This window comes from Candidatus Ulvibacter alkanivorans, from assembly GCF_003333325.1.
GTDB lineage: Bacteria > Bacteroidota > Bacteroidia > Flavobacteriales > Flavobacteriaceae > Ulvibacter_A > Ulvibacter_A alkanivorans.
The window spans coordinates 198,926-218,740 of sequence record NZ_QOLC01000089.1 but is presented as its reverse complement, the minus strand read 5'-3'; the positions used below and the strand labels follow the sequence as shown (position 1 = coordinate 218,740).

The following is a 19,815-nucleotide window of genomic DNA, read 5'->3' as shown; positions in this document are numbered from 1 at the left end:
TCGTAATTTTTGCTTCGGGCAGTGGCACTAATACTCAAAATGTGATCCAATACTTTCAGCAACAACCAATTGCCGAGGTGGTTCTCGTACTCACAAACAAGAAGGATGCCCAAGTAATAGCCCGAGCCGAAAGCCTTAACACTAAAGCAGTGTACTTTTCAAAACCCGAGCTGCTCGATCCAAATGGGGTGTTGCAAGTATTAAAAGATGCACAACCCGACCTAATCGTGCTCGCAGGTTTCTTACTAAAGTTCCCTGATCATATTTTAAAAGCTTTTCCTAATAAAGTGATCAACATTCATCCTGCCTTGCTACCAAAGTATGGTGGAAAGGGGATGTACGGTAAACATGTGCATAAGGCTGTTCGTGACAATAAGGAGTCTGAAACCGGTATTACCATTCATTATGTCAACGAAGAGTACGATGAGGGTGCTATTATTTTTCAGAAAGCAGTGCCCCTTTCAGAAGAGGAAACGGTAGAAAGCATTGCCCAAAAAGTTCATAAATTGGAATACGAATACCTTCCGAAGACCATAGAACAGTTATTAAATGACCAAACGAACGATAGTAAGCTTCCGAAGCATGACTAAGAAAAAGCAAAAATACTATGTGGTGTGGTTTGGAAATCCGACGGGGATCTTTCGAACTTGGGCCGAATGTAAAAAAGCCATAGCGGGTGTACCCGGAGCCCAGTACAAATCGTTCGAGACCTTGAAAGAAGCCAAGATTGCTTATAATAAAGAATATGCTGATTATAAAGGCAAAAGCACCAAAAAGAAACGACAACTTTCCGAAGCCGAACTTCAAAAAATTGGACAACCCAACCTCTATTCTATTGCTGTAGATGCTGCTTCCAGTGGCAATCCCGGGAAAATGGAATATCGGGGTGTCGACACTCAAACCCATAAACAACTGTTTCATCAAGGTCCGTTTCAACAAGGAACTAATAATGTAGGTGAGTTTTTAGCACTGGTTCACGGAATCGCATTTTTAAAGCAACAAAAAAGTGACCGCATCCTATATAGTGATTCTCGTATCGCAATGGGATGGGTAAAAAAGAAAAAATGCAATACGAAACTGAAACGAACACAAAAGAACAAAGCGCTGTTCGATCTTATAACACGAGCAGAACAGTGGCTTAAGACCAATTCGTACGCTACCAAGGTTGTGAAATGGGAAACCAAAGCATGGGGAGAAATTCCTGCCGATTTTGGAAGGAAGTAAAGTGCCGCCGCGCATTGTTTGTTAATACAATATTGTTCCTAACAGGGTTTGTAACACCAAAAATTATGATTGGCTCGTTAGGAGTTATAACGATTAATTGCGCTATAAAAACAGGTGATTAATCCCATAATTTTGACTAAATTTGCACCTTATTTCAATTTTATTGTATGTCCAAACTCGTAATTGTAGGAACTGTTGCTTTCGATGCCATTGAAACTCCATTTGGAAAAACCGATAAGATCCTTGGTGGCGCTGCTACCTATATAGGGCTTGCAGCTTCTCAATTCAATGTAGATGGAGCTATCGTGTCGGTTGTTGGCGGTGATTTTCCTGAAGACTATATCACTATGCTTGAACATAAAGGCATGGATGTTTCGGGTTTGCAGATTGTTTCTGAAGGCAAAACATTTTTTTGGAGTGGGAAATATCACAACGATATGAATACTCGCGATACCTTGGTAACCGAATTAAATGTGCTTGCAGACTTTAACCCCAATGTGCCGTCTGAATACAGAGATGCCGAAGTCGTGATGCTAGGCAACTTGCATCCTATGGTTCAACTAAGTGTGATCGAGCAAATGGACGATGCAAAAATGATCGTCTTGGACACGATGAATTTTTGGATGGACAATGCACTGGAGGACCTAATGAAGGTGATCAAAAAAATTGACGTGATCACTATTAACGATGAAGAAGCACGGCAATTATCCGGCGAGTACTCATTGGTGAACGCAGCGCGAAAGATCATGGAGATGGGACCCGATTATGTAGTAATTAAAAAGGGAGAACACGGCGCCTTGCTGTTCCATGAAGATGAGATGTTCTTCGCACCTGCTCTGCCTTTGGCCGAAGTATTTGATCCCACAGGAGCGGGAGATACATTTGCTGGCGGATTCTCCGGCTATCTGGCAAAGACCGAAGACTACAGTTTTAAGAACATGAAAAATGCGATAATTTTTGGTTCGGCCCTAGCGTCTTTCTGTGTAGAGAAGTTTGGAACAGAACGCATGCTAAGCCTTCAAAAAAAGGAAGTACACAAACGCTTGCAGCAATTTAAGAGTTTAACACAATTCGATATAGAACTAACATAATAACACGCCCTGAACTGTCGGGGCGTTTTTGATTGATTTAATTTTTTCTGAAAAATGAGTGATGCTTTAAAACACGAATGCGGAATTGCAATGGTACGATTGCTAAAACCACTCGAATATTATAAGGAGAAATACGGCACTGCTTTTTACGGGGTAAACAAAATGTACCTCATGATGGAAAAGCAACACAACCGTGGGCAGGATGGCGCCGGATTCGCAAGCATCAAGTTGGATGTGAATCCCGGGGAACGCTATATAAGTAGGGTACGCTCGAATGCGCAACAACCTATTCAAGATATCTTTGCGCAGATCAACGATCGAATCAATTTAGAATTTAAGACACATCCTGCATTAAAAGACGATGTTGCTGCTCAAAAAAAGTACATTCCCTATATTGGCGAGTTGTTCTTAGGTCATGTTCGTTATGGTACCTTCGGAATAAATAGTGTGGAGAACGTGCATCCCTTCTTGCGTCAAAACAACTGGATGCATCGAAATCTCATTATTGCAGGAAACTTTAATATGACGAACACTACAGAGCTGTTCGACAACCTTATTAAATTGGGAATGCATCCTAAAGAGAAGGCCGATACCATTACCGTGATGGAAAAGATTGGTCATTTTTTAGATGATGCCGTTCGTAAATTGTATAAAAAGGCCAAAGGGAAAGGCATGACCAAAATCGAGGCCTCTCCTTACATCGCCGAAAAATTAAACCTCGCTAAAATCTTACGCAAATCTGCCAAGGACTGGGATGGTGGGTACGCCATGGCAGGATTGTTAGGGCATGGTGATTCTTTTGTTTTACGTGATCCCGCCGGAATACGACCCGCCTATTATTATAAAGACGATGAGGTGATTGTAATTGCTTCGGAAAGGCCTGCCATACAAACGGTATTTAATGTAGATTTTGATGCGGTGAAAGAAGTGGAGCCCGGTCATGCGATCATTATTAAAAAAGATGGAACGATGACCTCTTCGCAAATCTTGGAGCCACTTGCTCGAAAATCCTGTTCGTTTGAACGCATTTATTTTTCACGTGGAAGCGACGCAGAGATCTATCAGGAGCGCAAAAAATTAGGTCGTTTGGTAATGCCAAAAGTATTGGAAGCGATTAATCACGATACTGAAAACACCGTTTTTTCATTTATCCCAAATACTGCTGAAACATCTTTCTATGGTATGTTGGATGCCGCACAGAACGAACTGAACAAACAAAAGAACGAAGCCATCTTAAAGGAAAAAGAGACCTTGACCGATGCGCGTCTTCAACAAATACAGTCACATAAAATCCGTACCGAGAAGATCGCCATAAAGGACGTAAAGCTTCGGACGTTCATTACCGAAGACAGTAGCCGTGACGATCTTGTAGCTCATGTGTATGATGTCACCTATGGTGTCGTTAAACCAAACGACAACCTCGTTATCATAGACGACAGTATAGTTCGTGGTACAACCTTAAAGAAGAGTATATTAAAGATGTTAGACCGACTGCATCCTAAACAGATCGTAGTGGTTTCATCTGCACCGCAAATTCGTTTTCCCGACTGTTATGGGATCGATATGGCTCGTTTAGAGGATTTAGTTGCTTTTCAAGCAGCCTTGGCCTTGCACGAAGAACGTGGTACGTCTGCTGTGGTAGAAGACATTTATCATCGCTGTAAAAAGCAAGTTGAGCTACACGACAGTGAAGTTGTTAATCATGTCAAGGACCTGTATGCCCCGTTTAGTGATCAAGAGATCTCAGACAAGATTGCGGATATCATAAGTGATGAATCGATCAATGCCGATGTCAAATTAATCTTTCAATCGGTGGCCGATCTCCATAAAGCCTGTCCCAAGAACTTAGGTGATTGGTATTTTACAGGGGATTATCCAACGGCCGGAGGGAATCGCGTTGTGAATCGAGCATACATTCATTTTTATGAAGGCAACCCTGAACGTGCCTATTAAAATCTACTAAAAATCATCGTGAAAATCGCCTATTTTGTGCGGTTCATCGAATTTACAATTCACTTCGTCCAAAAGTAGGAATAATCTTGCTCCACCAGTAAGAAATCTCCTATATTTGACCCATACCATAGCATAAGTAGGTTAAGTTAATGGTAAGATTTGGGGCAAAAAAGGTAAACTTCGGTTTACCTTTTTTATTGCGCCAAATTTGGGGTGGCGAGTATTATGATTACAGTCTTATACGGAGATTTTTAACGAGCCGTTCCTACTCCTAGTACTGAGCGTTTACCCTTAAATAATTACCCAAATTCAGCAAGGCGAGGATCAATATGAATGCAGAATCACATCGAACGCTAACGAGCCGTTCCTACTCCTAGAACTGAGCGCTTACCCTTAAATAATTAACCAAATTCAGCAAGGCGAGGATCAATATGAATGCAGAATCACATCGAACGCTAACGAGCCGTTCCTACTCCTAGTACTGAGCGCTTACCTTTAAATAATTAACCAAATTCAGCAAGGCGAGGATCAGTATGAATGTAGAATCACATACAGCACCAACATGTAGTTCCAACTCTTAGAATTAAATGTGCACCCTTGCTAGATTAGCACTATTTACTTGGCGGGAACTGGTATGTTACCGTTTGCCTCAAGTTCCGACAATTAAATCAATTCTTAATCCATAAGAAAACCCTAGTATGTGTAGTATCCTATTGAAGAATAATTCATAAAGTCTATTGGTTTAATAGACTTTAGTTGATAGAAATTACATTTTAACGAATAAAAAGGCTGTTTATCTAAAAACTTAGTTTGCAAAAAAAATTATAATATATATTTGAACCATACCATAGCATAAGTAGGTTAAGTTCATGGTAGATTTGGGGCAAAAAAAGGTAGACAACTTGTTTACCTTTTTTTATGCGCCAAATTCTGGGGTGGCGAGTTATACATGGATGGTCGTTTATCTTATATATCAACGAGCCGTTCCCGTTTCTATAACGACTTGTTTTTCTGCCAATTTCATAACGTAATATCGAGGAAGCGAGTAATAAGTTGTTGGTCGTTTAACCAGAATATCATCGAGCCGCGCCCGTTTCTTTAACGACTTGTTTTTCTACTAATTTCATAACGTGTCTTCGAGAAAGCGTGTAACAAATTGACGATCGTTTTCCTAGAACCTCATCGTACTTTTATCAAGGTCGAATTATTCTGGCGGTTGAATTAGTACGATACCTTTTCCGAAGAAAAAAAGAAAGAATCACTATACCTTGAAAAAAGCCTATAAAAAAACCCCACTCTCGCGAGCAGGGTTTACTATAGATCTTAAATAAATATTATTTATTCTCTGCGTATCGTTTACCTACAGCATCCCAATCGATCACTTCAAAAAATGCATTTACATAATCGGGTCTTCTGTTTTGATAATTTAAATAGTACGCGTGTTCCCATACATCCAATCCTAAGATAGGTGTACCGCCACAGCCAACTCCGGGCATTAACGGGTTGTCTTGATTTGGCGTTGAGCATACCTCAACTTTTCCGCCGTCATGAACACACAACCAGGCCCAACCCGATCCAAATTGTCCCTTAGCTGCTTCAGAGAATTTCTCTTTAAAATCTTCAAAACTTCCGAAGGCACTGTTAATGGCCGACTCGAGTTCTCCGCTAGGTTTCCCGCCTCCATTTGGAGACATCACATCCCAAAAAAGACTGTGATTGTAGAATCCGCCGCCATTGTTACGTACTGCCTTGTTGTTCATATCTAGATTGGAAAGAATATTCTCAATGGTCTTTCCTTCTTGATCGGTACCTTCGATGGCCGCATTCAATTTATCGGTATATCCTTGATGGTGTTTCCCATGATGAATTTTCATAGTTCGCTCATCGATATGAGGTGTTAACGCATCGTGATCGTATTTTAGTTTCGGTAGTTCAAAAGCCATAATATTTTGTTTTTTTGGTTACTAATCTTTTTGTCGTTCTTTTCAAAATTAGGCAATAGCCGGGTGAAATACTGTTATAGAATTTATAAGATTTTGATAGCGATATAGATTATTTCAATAATTGGCGGTCCTACCTTCCTATTTTGATTATTTTAGTAAAAAATCCTCTTGAAGACCAACGCAGCTTTTCATATTTACAATGCTTCCGCAGGAAGTGGAAAAACATTTACGCTTGTTAAAGAATATTGCAAGCGAGTACTTACTTCTAAGTATGAGGGCGATTACAGTAAATTGCTAGCAATTACCTTTACCAACAAGGCTGTCGCCGAAATGAAATCGCGTATTCTATCTACTCTAGTTTCGTTTAGTAAGCCCGAAATACTGCAACAGCCAACGCCTATGCTGCTTACGATTGCTTCGGAAACCGATCGTAAACCGGAGCAACTCCACTCTACAGCCAAATTGGTGGTAAAACATATACTGCATCACTATGCGAACTTTAGTGTAGAAACCATCGACCGCTTTAATCATCAATTATTACGAACCTTTGCCAGAGACCTTAAACTGTCTTCTACGTTTGAAGTAAGCCTGGACACGCCACTCCTTTTAGATGAAGCTGTCGACCGACTTATTAGCAATGCTGGTGAAGATGAGAAGATCACTAAAGTATTACTCGATTTCGTATTCGAAAAAACAGACGACGACCGGTCATGGGACATTTCGAAGGATATTTCGAAAACAGCTAAGATCCTTTTTAATGAGAACGACCAACCCCACGTTGCTTTGCTAAAAGATAAATCGTTGGATGATTTTATCGCTTTTGGTACTTCCCTTCGGAAAAAATTGGCGCATTTAGAAACCCAAATAAGTGCGATGGCAACGGGAGTGCTAAGTCGGATGAATGATGAGGACATCCCTTTCGATTCCTTTCCCAGGGAAACCTTTCCCAATCATTTTAAGAGGATCCTAGATGGTAATTACGATGTATATGGAAATAAGCTTCAAGAAAATCTAGACGCCGGTGGAACCAGTCTGTACAAAAAAACGATCGATACTTCCATTAGCAATGCCATAGATGCACTTACTCCATTCTTAAGGGAGCAGTACCATGCAATAAAGGCGAAGATCTTTCAGCATAAATTATACAAAACCGTGTTGCGAAACCTAGTACCGCTATCGGTTATAAATTTGGTACAGCAGGAAATAGAGCACATTAAAGAGGAAAAGAACATACTGCCTATTTCTGAATTCAACACCTTAATACACAATGAAATAAAAGATCAGCCGGCACCCTTTATTTATGAACGATTAGGGGAAAAATATCGCCACTTTTTTATTGACGAATTTCAGGATACCTCCTTATTACAATGGCAAAATTTAATTCCGTTAATCGACAACGCCTTATCGCAACATAATGAGGACAACGAATCGGGATCGCTCCTGCTCGTAGGGGATGCCAAACAGTCTATTTATCGATGGCGAGGCGGGTTGCCCGAGCAATTTATGCAACTGTACGCTAAAGAGAGTCCGTTCGCTATACAAGAAGTCGTTACCGAGAACCTTCCGAAGAACTATAGAAGTCATGCAACCATTGTAAATTTCAACAATGAATTTTTTACCTATGTCGCAAATTTCTTCGGAAACAGTCTTCACAAAGAGTTATACATTGAGGGCAGCCAACAAACCATTGAAAAACAACAAGATGGGTATATACAGATCGAATTCACCGAATCTTCAGACCGGGAGGAGAAAGACAAGTTACAACCTGAAAAGGTCTTAGAGGCCATTACTTCAGCGCGTACTAACGAATTCGAATACCGTGATATTTGTATCCTTACTCGAACCAAAAAAGACGGGATCCTACTAAACGAATATCTTTTATCACAAGACATTCCAGTGGTTTCACAAGAAACTCTGTTGTTGCGGTATTCAGAATTGGTCAATTGTTTGGTAGCTGTGTTAACGTTAAGTGTTACTCCCGAGAACGATCAAATGCGTATTGGTTTGCTCGACTTTTTACACAGTCATTTTCAAATTGAAGAGCCAAAGCACCAGTTCTTTAGTACTTTTCTAGACGCTGGAGCAGCCAATTTCAATGCAACCTTGGCTATTCACGGCATTAACTTCGAGCTAGAACACCTATCTCAAATTTCATTGTATGAAAGCTGCGAATACTGCATTCGACAATTCGATCTTGCCAAAAAAGCAGATGCTTACCTAATGGGATTTATGGACTTTGTCCATGAATTTGAACAGCAACCTCAAGCCGACAAGATCTCTTTTTTAGAAGAATGGGACCTAAAAAAAGACACAATGTCTATTGCTGCCAGTGAAAATATCGATGCTGTACAGCTCATGACCATTCACAAGGCGAAAGGACTTGAATTTCCTGTGGTCATTTTCCCGTTTGCCAATCTCAAATTGCACCACGAGATAGACGCTAAAGCTTGGTTCGAACTGAATGAAGAATCTTTTGACTTTACAGAAGGTTTGATAAATTTTAACAAAGATGTACAGGAATACGGCGATAAAGGTGCTGCGATTTACACCGAGCGACGCAACACCCTAGAGTTAGATACGCTAAACGTTTTATATGTAACCCTTACCCGCCCTGTGGAGCAGCTATACATAATAAGTGAAAAACCTTCGAGAATAACTGATTCACCAAATAATTTTAGTCAGTTACTCATGTCTTTTCTTCAATCGAAGAACAGCTGGAGCGATGAGCAAGCGGTGTATACCTTCGGAAACAAAGGAAACAAACAGCAACAAACGATTTCGACTTCTTCCGAAGCAAAGAGCCTTAGTTTTATCTCCTCAGCGCCACAAGCACATAATCTTGTTTGGGTAAGTAAAGATGCCTTGTTGTGGGATACCGACGCATCGGAAGCTATCGATCTGGGAAATGTTCTTCACGACAACATGGCACTGATCGAAACCACAGATGATCTAGATACCGTTTTGGAAAACCTGGCGGCGATCGAGGGACTTTCTTCGGAACGTATCTCGATATTAAAAAGTATGATAGAAAACCTTATTCACCACCAAGACTTACAACACTTGTTTACTAGTAATGCCAAAGTGATGAACGAACAGGGCATCATTACCATGAGCGGAAAGTTGTTGCGGCCCGACCGTTTGAATATGCACGATGATGAAACCATTACCGTTTTAGATTATAAGACCGGGACGCCTTCGAATGCACACAACGTACAAATAAATAGCTACGCTTCAGCACTCAATGAAATGGGCTATACGGTTCGTGAAAAAATCTTGGTATATGTTTCAGAAGGTGAAATTGTGATAAATAAAGTATAAATTTGAAGCTTTAAAAATCAACCTATGTACGGAAAAATAAAAGAACACCTGCAAGAAGAACTTCAGGATATAAAAGACAACGGACTCTACAAAAAAGAACGCATTATCACCTCTCCACAAGATGCGGTTATCAAGATCGCTACAGGAGAAGAAGTGATCAATTTTTGTGCGAACAACTATTTAGGGCTTTCGTCGCATAAAGACGTGATCCAGGCAGCGAAAGATGCTATGGATTCTCATGGCTTCGGAATGTCCTCGGTACGTTTTATATGTGGTACACAAGACATTCATAAAGAATTGGAAGCGAAGATCGCCGAATTCTATCAAACGGAAGACACCATATTATATGCTGCAGCCTTTGATGCCAATGGTGGTGTGTTTGAACCCCTTTTAGGTCCGGAGGATGCTATCATTTCCGATTCATTGAACCACGCATCGATTATAGATGGTGTTCGTTTGTGTAAAGCCGCACGATACCGCTACGAGAACAGCAACATGGAAGATCTCGAGAAACAGCTAAAAGCAGCGAACGAAAAGGGTGCGCGCTTTAAGATCATAGTTACAGATGGTGTATTTTCCATGGACGGGCTGGTAGCGCCATTAGATAAAATTTGTGATCTGGCAGAGCAATACGATGCCATGGTAATGATCGATGAATGTCATGCAACAGGGTTTATTGGAGAAACAGGACGCGGTACTTTAGAAGAAAAGAATGTAATGGGTCGAATAGATATCATTACAGGAACCTTAGGCAAGGCCATGGGTGGTGCGATGGGAGGTTATACAACCGGAAAAAAGGAAATTATTGAACTATTGCGACAGCGATCACGTCCTTATTTGTTCTCAAATTCGTTGGCCCCTGCTATTGTAGGCGGTGCAATAAAGGTTTTCGATATGTTGTCTACTAATACCGAATTACGTGACACCCTAGAAGAGAACACAGCATATTTTAAAAAAGGTATTAAAGAAGCCGGTTTCGACATTATTGATGGGGATTCGGCTATTGTGCCGGTGATGTTGTACGATGCGAAATTATCTCAAACCATGGCAGATATGCTATTGGAAGAGGGAATATACGTGATTGGATTCTTTTATCCGGTAGTGCCAAAAGGCAAAGCAAGAATACGAGTACAATTGTCGGCAGCACATACAAAAGAACATTTAGACAAAGCAATAAATGCCTTTATAAAAGTGGGTAAAAGATTGGAAATTATTGACTAACAACTAATCTTTTTTGCGCTCGAAACGCATGGTTTTTAGGAAAAATTTAATAGATTTGCTTTTGTTTATAAGTTTTAACAACTTACTTTTGCTCTAATTAACACTTAAAAATTAAACAATCGAATATGAAACATCTTAACAGTATTTTAGTTGCTGCACTACTACTTATTGGGGTAGGCGTAGCAAATGCGCAAGACGAAAATAATCCTTGGGCAATTGAAATTGGTGTAAACGCAGTTGATGTTTACCCTGTTGGAATTGACGACAAAGGAAGACTTCCCGCTTCAACCAAGGGAGAGCTTTTTGACGAATATTTCAACCTAAACGATCATTGGAACATTCTTCCTTCAGTTTCTAAATTATCTATTAGCCGTTATATCGGTAGTGGATTTGTTTTCTCTGCAGTTGGTACTATCAACCGTATCGAGAAATTAGGAGACGTTCGTACAGGAGGTCAAGTAGGGCCGTTCTCTGGTGGAGAGCTTAGCTACTACAGTGCCGATGGTGAAATTGAATATAGCTTTAGAGACCTTATCAATGGTCCTGGTGGATGGTTTGATCCTACCCTTGGAGTTGGTGGTGGTTATACTTGGGTTGACGACATCGGATTTGGTACCGCAAACGGTATTGCTGGTGTTCGTATCTGGTTAGCTGAAAATTTTGCAGTAAGCCTTCAGTCTACGTATAAGTACGCTTTCGAAGACTCTTATGGTATTCAGCATTTCCAACACTCTGCTGGTGTAACATTCCAGTTTGGTGGAAAAGATACTGATGGTGACGGTATCTACGATAACGAAGATGAATGTCCTGAGACTCCTGGTCTTCCAGAATTCAACGGATGTCCTGATACAGACGGTGACGGTATCGAAGACAGAAACGATGCTTGTCCAAATACTCCTGGTTTAGCAGAATTCAACGGATGTCCTGATACAGACGGTGATGGTATTCCAGATCCTCAAGATGCATGTCCTACAGTAGCTGGTCTTCCAGCATTGAACGGATGTCCAGATGCTGATGGTGATGGTATCACTGACGCTGAAGATGAGTGTCCTAACGAAGCTGGACCTGCAGCTAACAACGGTTGTCCTTGGCCAGATAGAGATGGTGACGGTGTACTAGATAAGGACGATCAGTGTCCTGACGTACCTGGAACTGTTGCTAACGATGGTTGTCCAGAGGTAACTGTAGAGATTATCGAACAATTGAATGAGTACTCTAAAACGATCTTATTCGACTACGATAAAGCTACTATCCGTCAAGAGTCTTACTCTGCACTTCAGAGTATCGCCGATATCATGAAAGAATACCCGAACTCTACCTTCCATATCGAAGGTCACACAGACAGTAGAGGTAGTGATGCATACAACATGGACCTTTCTAAGAGAAGAGCTTCATCTGTAATGACTTACTTAACTACTATCGGTATTCCTGCAAACAGATTGACTTCTGAAGGATACGGTGAAGAGCGACCAGTTGCTACGAATAACACAGCAGCCGGAAGACAGCAAAACAGACGTGTTGAGATTTCCTTAGATAAGGACAACTAATCAGCACATTCTAAATAAATAGTTAGAAACGCCTCCGAATTTCGGGGGCGTTTCTTATTTTTAAGGTATGCATACCTTTTTAGAAGAGATCCTGTTTACGCTTAAAGAAAAGCACCAAGATCTATCCAAGCTAACCATAATTCTTCCCAGCAAACGAGCCGGTGGATTTCTACAGTATTTTCTTCGGAAACATGCCGATAAAACGACCTTCGCTCCAGCCATTATTAGCATAGAGGAGTTCATCGAAACTTTGTCCGATCTTAAGATCGTTGACACCACTTCTCTAATCTTTAAAAGCTATGAAGCGTATCTCGCTACGGAAGCTTTTGTCGAAAAAGAAGCATTCGAAACCTATACCACATGGATCAATACCCTTCTCAACGATTTTAATGAAGTAGACCGCTACCTTGTTCCGCCTGAAGCATTTTTCAATTATCTAGGCAGTATTAAGACGCTCGAAAAATGGAATGTGCAAGACGAGCAAACCGAGCTCGTTCAAAATTATTTAGGCTTCTGGAATAGTTTGTTTGAGTTCTATACCAACTTAAAACAACAATTACTATCTGAAGCAATTGGATACCAAGGGCTCGTTTATAGACAAGCCGCTAAGAACATTCAGCATTATGTTGCATCGCATGGTGATAAACCACACGTTTTTATTGGTTTTAACGCCTTAAACACCGCAGAGCAACATATCATTCAGGAATTGTTAGAAACGGGTAATAGTGAAATTTACTGGGATGCAGATGCAACCTTATTGGATGACAGTAAACACAGTGCGAGCTTGTTCTTGAGAGACTATAAGAACAATTGGAAGTATTTTCAAGAACAGCCCTTTCAACACATTAGAAACCATTATAGTGGTGAAAAGAAATGCAAGTTGATCGAAGTTCAAAAACAAGTAGGGCAAGCGAAATATGTTGGTGAAATCCTTTCGCAATTGTCTGAAGAGCAACTGGAAAAGACGGCTGTGGTTTTAGCCGATGAGAATTTACTAAATCCATTGCTGCAGTCTCTCCCGGCAAACATTACGAATGTGAATATAACCATGGGAGTTGCGTTAGTATCTTTCCCCGCTACTACATTCTTCGACCTGTTATTGGCTTTCCATACTAGGCGAACCGATACGCTATATTACAAAGATGTGCTAGGGATCTTAAACCATCCCATGGGAAGCACCTTAGTATCCAATGCAACTGATTTGGTCAAGAAGATACACCTAGATAATGCCACACATTTTACCTTAGACTACTTGCTGCAAGCTTCCGAAGAAAAGAATAAAAACACCTTAGAATTAGTATTTGGAAACTGGGAAAACCAAAGTAATATCGCTATATCCAACTGTTTACAACTTGTAACGATTTTAAAAGGTTCGTTTCAAGAGCAGCTTATTTCCAGAATCGTATTATTCGAGCTACACAAGGTGTTTGAACAATTAAAAGTTCTCAATACTACTTATAAACATCTAGAAACGCTTAAAACCGTTCACGGACTCTTTTCTGAACTTATTGTGACGACCACATTAGATTTCCAAGGAGATGCCTATCAAGGGCTTCAAATTATGGGAATACTCGAAACTCGAGTGTTGGATTTTGAAACGGTTATCATGACTTCAGTAAACGAAGGTATTCTCCCTGCCGGAAAGTCGAATGCTTCTTTTATTACCTACGATCTAAAAAAGCAGTTCGATTTGCCACTGTTTACCGAAAAGGATGCCGTATATGCATATCATTTCTACCGATTGCTACATCGGTCCAACGAGCTTTATTTTCTATACAATACGCATTCCGAAGGAATAAATACAGGCGAAAAAAGTCGCTTCCTACTGCAATTGGAAATTGAAAAACAGCCAAATCATACTATTGAACAGTTGAGCGTAACACCCAAAATCCATTTAAAAAACAAGGGTGCAAAACAAATTGAAAAAACAGAACTTCTAATGGAGCGTTTACGAGAGATAGCGGCCAAAGGGTTTTCGCCCTCTGCCCTTACCTCGTACATACGCAACCCGATCGACTTCTACTTTCAGAAAATTTTACGACTCGATGAAGCCGACGAAGTTGAAGAAACAGTAGCTGCGAACACCTTGGGTACTATTGTCCACGACAGTCTCGAAGTTCTCTATTCACCCTTAAAAGGAACCTTACTCACAGAAGAAAACTTAGTTGCATTGAAGAAAGATATCAATGCGATTGTAACCCAAGAATTCACCAAGAGCTATAAAAGTGGAACCTTTACAAAAGGGAAGAATCTTCTTATCTTTGAAGTAGCCAAACGTTATATTTCGAATTTTATCGATTTTGAGCGTGCTGAACTAAGAGCAGGAAATACCATCAAGATACTTCGTATAGAAGATACACTAAAACTGGAAGTATCGATTCCTGAATTCGATTTTCCGGTTTATGTAGGCGGTAAGGTAGATCGTGTGGACCAATACAATGACACCCTGCGTATTATAGATTACAAATCGGGGTACGTAAAACAAGGAGATCTTGCTATTTCAGACTGGAACGTGCTAACACAAGAGTATGCGTATAGTAAGGCTTTTCAAGTCTTGGCATATGCGAGTATGATGCAACATGAATTGAATGCGAAGAAGGTCCAAGCAGGAATCATTTCGTTTAAAAACTTAGGAAGTGGCTTTTTACCTTTTGCAGTAAAAGAGCATTCCAAGTCTAGAACGAAAGACACCACGATTACGCCAGCCGAGATTGCGCTTTTTACAGAAGAACTAAAAAAATTGATCTTGGAAATTTGCGACCAAAACAAACCGTTTATCGAGAAAGAAATTGAATAAATGATCGTAAAAAAGAACCAGCTGTTAGAAAGTAAAGACAAAAAACCTATGGTATACGACATATACCATACCTCCACTGATACGCCTAAACCGGTGGTGCTTTTCTGTCATGGTTTTAAAGGGTTTAAAGACTGGGGTCCATGGGAGCTAGTGGCCAAACGATTTGCTGAAGCAGGATTCTTCTTTATCAAGTTCAACTTCTCTCATAATGGCGGCACGGTAGAGCAACCTATTGATTTTCCAGACCTCGAAGCGTTCTCAAACAATAATTACAGCATAGAACTCAACGATCTCGAACGGGTCATTGCGCATGTAAGTTCTTCGGAAAAATATAGTAATTCTGGTGATTTCTCGAACATTAATTTAATTGGGCACAGTCGTGGCGGTGGTATAGCACTCATTATTGCTTCTGAAAATGACTCGGTTAAAAAAGTAGCGACATGGGCAGGAGTAAGTGATTTCAAAACACGTTTTAAAGAAGGTTCGCGTGATTTTTCACACTGGAAAGATTCCGGTCTCATGTATGTGGACAACCTGCGCACCAATCAAAAAATGCCTTTAAAATGGCAGTTCTATGAGGATTTTATAGCTAATGAAGAGCGCCTTACCATAAAAAATGCAGTTTCAACATTAGAGATACCTCAACTTATTCTTCACGGCGATGCAGATACTACACTTTCGACCTACGAAGCCGAAGCACTGCACGATTGGAACGACAATAGCGTTCTCAAAATAATCTCCGGAGCAGATCACGTTTTTAATGCTAAGCATCCTTGGAATAAAGAGCAGATGCCTGAAGCATTGCTAGATGTAGTAGAAAGCACTATCAGCTTTTTTAAGTAGCCTTCAACTGAGTCTCCGGCCACATAAAAATAAATTAACACTTATTCTTTATTTATATCATTTTATCGATAAAATGCATTTTTATTCGTTAAAATGAAACTTATTTGTATATTTAGCGATCAATAACCTAAAAACTACCTACTTATGAAAACTAAATTTACGCTATTTGCGCTACTAATTGCGCTATGTATTGGCTGCTCACCAGAGCAAGAAACATTAGAAGCCACCGACGCTAATTTTATTATTGAGATCGGAGGTGATACGACCAGTGACCCAAACAGTACCATTTACCAAACAGATCTAATGGCCGGTCAACATACTTTGGCGGGCATCGTCAATATATCTGAAGACAATGGATCTACAACGGTTTCCTATATAACTGAAGGAGATTGGGAAATTGAAGAAATACATTTATTTGTGGGGCCATTAGAAGATTTACCAACCAACGGTGGTGGAAACCCTAAAATTGGTCGCTTTCCTTATAAAGCTACCTATCCTGCTGGAACTACCGATGCCCCAATTACTGTTCCGGGTATTGCACCTGGAGATTGTGTCTACGTAGCAGCACATGCTGTAGTTGTTAATACTGTAACCGGAGACGAAGAAACCGCGTGGGGTGCCGGGGAATCAATTGGAGGCAACAGCTGGGCTATGATGTTTGAGGTTTGTAATTAAAAACAGTTAGCCTATCGTTTAATCTATAGGTCCCTGGGTTGTTAATAACCCGGGGATTTACATTTAAGGGAAAATCCTATATCAAAAAGGACGGTTTCCCTCTTTACTTGCACTTGTTTGTTTGTGATATTTGTATCATAACAAATTGATATGCATAGTAAAACACATATTATAACTTTAAGGTGCCACTGGCGCAAAGTATTAAAAGGGAATCCGACGCAAGCTCAATTGGAAGCCTATTTACAAGACCTTAAAGCGTACGAACATTTGAAAAGAAAGTAACTCGAACTAAGGATTAGAATGCAAGCCTAATTGGGGCTTGCATTTTTTTACAAACAACTACCTCTCACTCCGATATTTTGTACAACAAAAAAAGCAACACGCTAGTGTTGCTTATTCTCCTGTGGAGCATATCGGAGTCGAACCGATGACCTCTACGCTGCCAGCGTAGCGCTCTAGCCAGCTGAGCTAATGCCCCAAAAATGGAATGGCGAATATAATAAAATTAATCTTGTACCTGCAAAACCAATAAGGGTTTACTTGTATGAAATTCTTTTTTTAACACAACATTCTTTTCCCAGAGTTTCTTAAAAGAATCTTCGTTTACGGCGTACTACACACAAAATATCTCGATTATTTCGCTGAAAATGTTCTAATACCGCTTGGAAAGTAGTTGCGTTTTCAGTTTTGGTATACGAATCATAGAGCTTTTCTAATTTACCGCTTACATGTCTCATTTCTTGGATACTTTCAGGGGTTTCCACGTGCAGCACTTTCACTTCGGCACCAAACTGTTTTACAAACTGTCGAACAGGTTCTAAGGTACGGTTCTTTTTAAACGTTCCGTTCTTAAAAGCCATTAATATGGCTGATGGCTGTTCAAATTTGGCTCCCTCCGGAACTACTAAAATTGGAATATTGGTCTGCTTCATGATCTTACCGGACGTATTGCCTCAATAAACCTCTTCGCAAATGCAGCTACTTCTAGGTGACAAGACCTAAAGATCTATGGAACATGCTTATTAAATCGGTCAATACTTTCTAACACTCCCCCTTTTATTGGATGTGCAATTACCGTCACTCCTTTTCAATCTACTTGAGAAAGCACTTCGTTCAAGCGATTCTCGGTATCCTCTTTAATAATGGTATTTACGTTGGAGAGCCCTCCTACTTTCGATACCTCCTGAAACACGGAGATAACATGAATATACGCTTCGGTCTCTTGTGCGAGATCGATTGCATATTGTAAGTTGCTCACTGAATTTTATGCAGACCCAACCGGTACCAATATATTTTTCATCCCAAAAGTGTATATTTATTCCAACTGCAAAATTAATCCAGCTATATGATTCGGAAAGCGAAACCTTCAGAAATTGAGAAAATTATATCAATTACTAAGGCCTGTGCCGCCAAAATGAATCACTTAGGTATCTATCAGTGGAATGAGCACTATCCCAGTTTAGAAGCCTTCAGAAAAGATCTAGATAGAGATGAACTCTATGTGTTGCTCAAAGAGAACGCATTAATTGGTAGCATAGTGATCTCTTCGGAAAAAGATAGGGAATACGAAAGCGTTACTTGGCTTACACCGGATGTAAATAATTACTACATTCATCGCCTAGCCGTTCATCCGGATCATCAAAACAATGGATACGCCAAAAAACTAATGGATTTTGCTGAAGCTAAAGCACAGGAAGATGAAGTCACTTCCATTCGCTTGGATACCTTTAGTCAAAATAAACGTAATCAACGCTTTTATGAAGCTCGAGGATATAAACGCTTGGGCAACATTTTTTTTCCGAAGCAAAGTGAACACCCTTTTTATTGCTACGAATTGATTCTAAAGAAGTAATTTTGCCACTTGAAATCAGGTAAAACCAATATCTCCTTTAAGCGTATTCAACAACTGGCGCTGCCGGCTATTGTGGCCGGAATCGCAGAGCCGGTGCTTTCCAGTACCGATGCAGCTGTTGTTGGAAACATAGCCGACTATGGCACGGAATCCTTGGCGGCTGTGGGAATAGTTGGAACGTTTCTTTCGGCCCTCATCTGGATCTTAGGACAAACTCGAAGTGCCATCTCGGCCATTGTCTCACAGAATCTGGGAGCCGGTAAATTAAAGGATCTGGATAGCTTCCCCGCACAAGCGATCTATTTCAATATTGGTTTAAGTATCATTGTATTGGTCTCTACGTATTTCTTTGTAGAGGAGATCTTTCAACTTTTTAATGCGGAAGGAATCATATTAGATTTTAGTATTCAGTACTACAATATTCGCGTTTGGGGATTTCCACTAACTTTATTCACTTTTGCGGTCTTCGGGCTTTTCCGCGGATTGCAGAATACATTCTGGCCTATGGTAATCGCCGGACTGGGCGCCGGTTTGAATATTGGGTTGGACTTCGCTTTAGTGTATGGAATCGACGGATTTATTCCTGCTATGGACCTAGAAGGTGCTGCTTGGGCCAGTTTAATCTCACAAAGCGTGATGGCCATCCTAGCCCTCATTTTTCTTCTGAAGAAAACCGAAGTCTCTTTACGGCTGCGATTTCCGTTGCATCCAGAGATCAACAGATTGGTCGCTATGAGCCTTAATTTGTTCCTGCGCTCTGTCGCCTTGAATACCGCCTTGTTCCTTGCTACACGTGAAGCAACCGGACTTGGCACTAACTACATTGCGGCCCATACCATCGCTTTTAATATTTGGATTTTCACGGCATTTTTTCTCGACGGATATGGTGCTGCAGGTAATATCTTAGGGGGTAAATTGCTAGGCGAACGAAACTTCCACGACTTGTGGCGTCTAACAAAGAAAGTAAATCTTTACAATATATGTATCGCCGGTATTTTAATGGGACTCGGATTTTTACTGTACAACCCATTAGGACTACTCTTTAACAAAGATCCTGAGGTGCTTACTATTTTCTACGGAATGTTCTTTATGGTCCTCATTTGCTTACCATTTAATGCTATGGCATTTACCTTAGATTCTATCTTTAAAGGTCTTGGTGAAATGGGCTATCTTCGGAATGTACTTTTAGGTGCGACACTATTTGGGTTCATACCGGTGCTATACGGTAGTTTGTATTTAGACTGGGGGCTCATTGGAATATGGTTGGCTTTGATCGTTTGGGTGGCGTATAGAGCCTTGGCGCTCGTAATTAAATTCAAGCGTAAATACATTCCTTTAGTTGAAAATTAAA

General features: G+C 40.4%; 15 protein-coding genes and 1 tRNA gene. 12 read left to right on the top strand and 4 right to left on the bottom strand.

The window, feature by feature from the left end; all coding sequences use genetic code 11:
* The 4 genes from purN to DWA30_RS09850 form a co-directional block, all read left to right on the top strand.
* Positions 1–590, top strand: a 590-nt coding sequence (purN, locus tag DWA30_RS09865) for a phosphoribosylglycinamide formyltransferase (protein ID WP_136073185.1), incomplete at its 5' end; no start/stop codon positions are given.
* On the top strand, positions 583–1,224 hold the full coding sequence (locus DWA30_RS09860; RefSeq protein WP_114492367.1) for a ribonuclease H1 domain-containing protein: 642 nt from the start codon (positions 583–585) through the stop codon (positions 1,222–1,224). The genes purN and DWA30_RS09860, both read left to right, overlap by 8 nt.
* A gap of 167 nt (positions 1,225–1,391) precedes the next feature.
* The gene (locus DWA30_RS09855; protein WP_114492366.1) at positions 1,392–2,315 is read left to right on the top strand and encodes a PfkB family carbohydrate kinase; all 924 of its coding nucleotides are present in this window, start codon (positions 1,392–1,394) and stop codon (positions 2,313–2,315) included.
* Positions 2,316–2,369: 54 nt separating this feature from the next.
* Complete coding sequence (locus tag DWA30_RS09850) at positions 2,370–4,268, top strand: amidophosphoribosyltransferase (RefSeq protein WP_114492365.1); 1,899 nt, start codon at positions 2,370–2,372, stop codon at positions 4,266–4,268.
* Positions 4,269–5,602: 1,334 nt separating this feature from the next.
* On the opposite strand, the gene DWA30_RS09845 is transcribed toward DWA30_RS09850, so the two are convergent.
* Positions 5,603–6,211 carry a superoxide dismutase gene (locus DWA30_RS09845; RefSeq protein WP_114492364.1) on the bottom strand — a complete coding sequence of 203 codons (609 nt, stop codon included), beginning with the start codon at positions 6,209–6,211 and terminating at the stop codon, positions 5,603–5,605.
* Positions 6,212–6,379: 168 nt separating this feature from the next.
* On the opposite strand from DWA30_RS09845, the gene DWA30_RS09840 reads away from it, so the two are divergent.
* From DWA30_RS09840 to DWA30_RS09815, 6 genes are all read left to right on the top strand, one after another.
* Positions 6,380–9,529: a UvrD-helicase domain-containing protein gene (locus DWA30_RS09840; RefSeq protein WP_114492363.1), complete on the top strand. Its 3,150-nt coding sequence runs from the start codon at positions 6,380–6,382 to the stop codon at positions 9,527–9,529.
* Between the two features lie 24 nt (positions 9,530–9,553).
* Complete coding sequence (gene kbl / locus DWA30_RS09835; protein WP_114492362.1) at positions 9,554–10,750, top strand: glycine C-acetyltransferase; 1,197 nt, start codon at positions 9,554–9,556, stop codon at positions 10,748–10,750.
* Positions 10,751–10,875: 125 nt separating this feature from the next.
* Entirely contained in the window at positions 10,876–12,297 is a 1,422-nt protein-coding gene (locus DWA30_RS09830) for an OmpA family protein (RefSeq protein WP_114492361.1), read from the top strand.
* 67 nt (positions 12,298–12,364) lie between these two features.
* Complete coding sequence (locus DWA30_RS09825) at positions 12,365–15,094, top strand: PD-(D/E)XK nuclease family protein (RefSeq protein WP_114492360.1); 2,730 nt, start codon at positions 12,365–12,367, stop codon at positions 15,092–15,094.
* Positions 15,095–15,937 (top strand): alpha/beta hydrolase family protein, encoded by an 843-nt coding sequence (locus tag DWA30_RS09820; protein ID WP_114492359.1) that lies wholly within the window; start codon positions 15,095–15,097, stop codon positions 15,935–15,937.
* Positions 15,938–16,081: 144 nt separating this feature from the next.
* A complete protein-coding gene (locus DWA30_RS09815) occupies positions 16,082–16,612 on the top strand; it encodes a hypothetical protein (protein WP_114492358.1) in 531 nt (176 codons plus the stop codon).
* 404 nt (positions 16,613–17,016) lie between these two features.
* Here the strand turns inward: DWA30_RS09815 and DWA30_RS09810 are convergent.
* The 3 genes from DWA30_RS09810 to DWA30_RS13490 all read right to left on the bottom strand — a co-directional run bounded on the left by DWA30_RS09810 (position 17,017) and on the right by DWA30_RS13490 (position 17,870).
* Positions 17,017–17,090 (bottom strand) — tRNA-Ala (locus tag DWA30_RS09810).
* A 109-nt stretch (positions 17,091–17,199) separates the two neighbouring features.
* Positions 17,200–17,544, bottom strand: coding sequence for a hypothetical protein (locus DWA30_RS13495; RefSeq protein ID WP_245933897.1), 345 nt, complete (start codon positions 17,542–17,544; stop codon positions 17,200–17,202).
* A 155-nt stretch (positions 17,545–17,699) separates the two neighbouring features.
* Positions 17,700–17,870: a hypothetical protein gene (locus tag DWA30_RS13490; RefSeq protein ID WP_245933896.1), complete on the bottom strand. Its 171-nt coding sequence runs from the start codon at positions 17,868–17,870 to the stop codon at positions 17,700–17,702.
* Between the two features lie 87 nt (positions 17,871–17,957).
* On the opposite strand from DWA30_RS13490, the gene DWA30_RS09800 reads away from it, so the two are divergent.
* Together DWA30_RS09800 and DWA30_RS09795 are read left to right on the top strand one after the other, a co-directional pair.
* Positions 17,958–18,464 carry a GNAT family N-acetyltransferase gene (locus DWA30_RS09800; RefSeq protein ID WP_114492357.1) on the top strand — a complete coding sequence of 169 codons (507 nt, stop codon included), beginning with the start codon at positions 17,958–17,960 and terminating at the stop codon, positions 18,462–18,464.
* A 9-nt stretch (positions 18,465–18,473) separates the two neighbouring features.
* Entirely contained in the window at positions 18,474–19,814 is a 1,341-nt protein-coding gene (locus DWA30_RS09795) for an MATE family efflux transporter (protein WP_114492356.1), read from the top strand.
* The last annotated feature ends 1 nt before the right edge of the window (position 19,815 follow it).

Coding starts and splice junctions, on each gene's coding strand:
- DWA30_RS09860 (WP_114492367.1), top strand. CDS start 583: ATGACTAAGAAAAAGCAAAAATACTATGTGGTGTGGTTTGGAAATCCG.
- DWA30_RS09855 (WP_114492366.1), top strand. CDS start 1,392: ATGTCCAAACTCGTAATTGTAGGAACTGTTGCTTTCGATGCCATTGAA.
- DWA30_RS09850 (WP_114492365.1), top strand. CDS start 2,370: ATGAGTGATGCTTTAAAACACGAATGCGGAATTGCAATGGTACGATTG.
- DWA30_RS09845 (WP_114492364.1), bottom strand. CDS start 6,211: ATGGCTTTTGAACTACCGAAACTAAAATACGATCACGATGCGTTAACA.
- kbl (WP_114492362.1), top strand. CDS start 9,554: ATGTACGGAAAAATAAAAGAACACCTGCAAGAAGAACTTCAGGATATA.
- DWA30_RS09830 (WP_114492361.1), top strand. CDS start 10,876: ATGAAACATCTTAACAGTATTTTAGTTGCTGCACTACTACTTATTGGG.
- DWA30_RS09825 (WP_114492360.1), top strand. CDS start 12,365: ATGCATACCTTTTTAGAAGAGATCCTGTTTACGCTTAAAGAAAAGCAC.
- DWA30_RS09820 (WP_114492359.1), top strand. CDS start 15,095: ATGATCGTAAAAAAGAACCAGCTGTTAGAAAGTAAAGACAAAAAACCT.
- DWA30_RS09815 (WP_114492358.1), top strand. CDS start 16,082: ATGAAAACTAAATTTACGCTATTTGCGCTACTAATTGCGCTATGTATT.
- DWA30_RS13495 (WP_245933897.1), bottom strand. CDS start 17,544: ATGAAGCAGACCAATATTCCAATTTTAGTAGTTCCGGAGGGAGCCAAA.
- DWA30_RS09800 (WP_114492357.1), top strand. CDS start 17,958: ATGATTCGGAAAGCGAAACCTTCAGAAATTGAGAAAATTATATCAATT.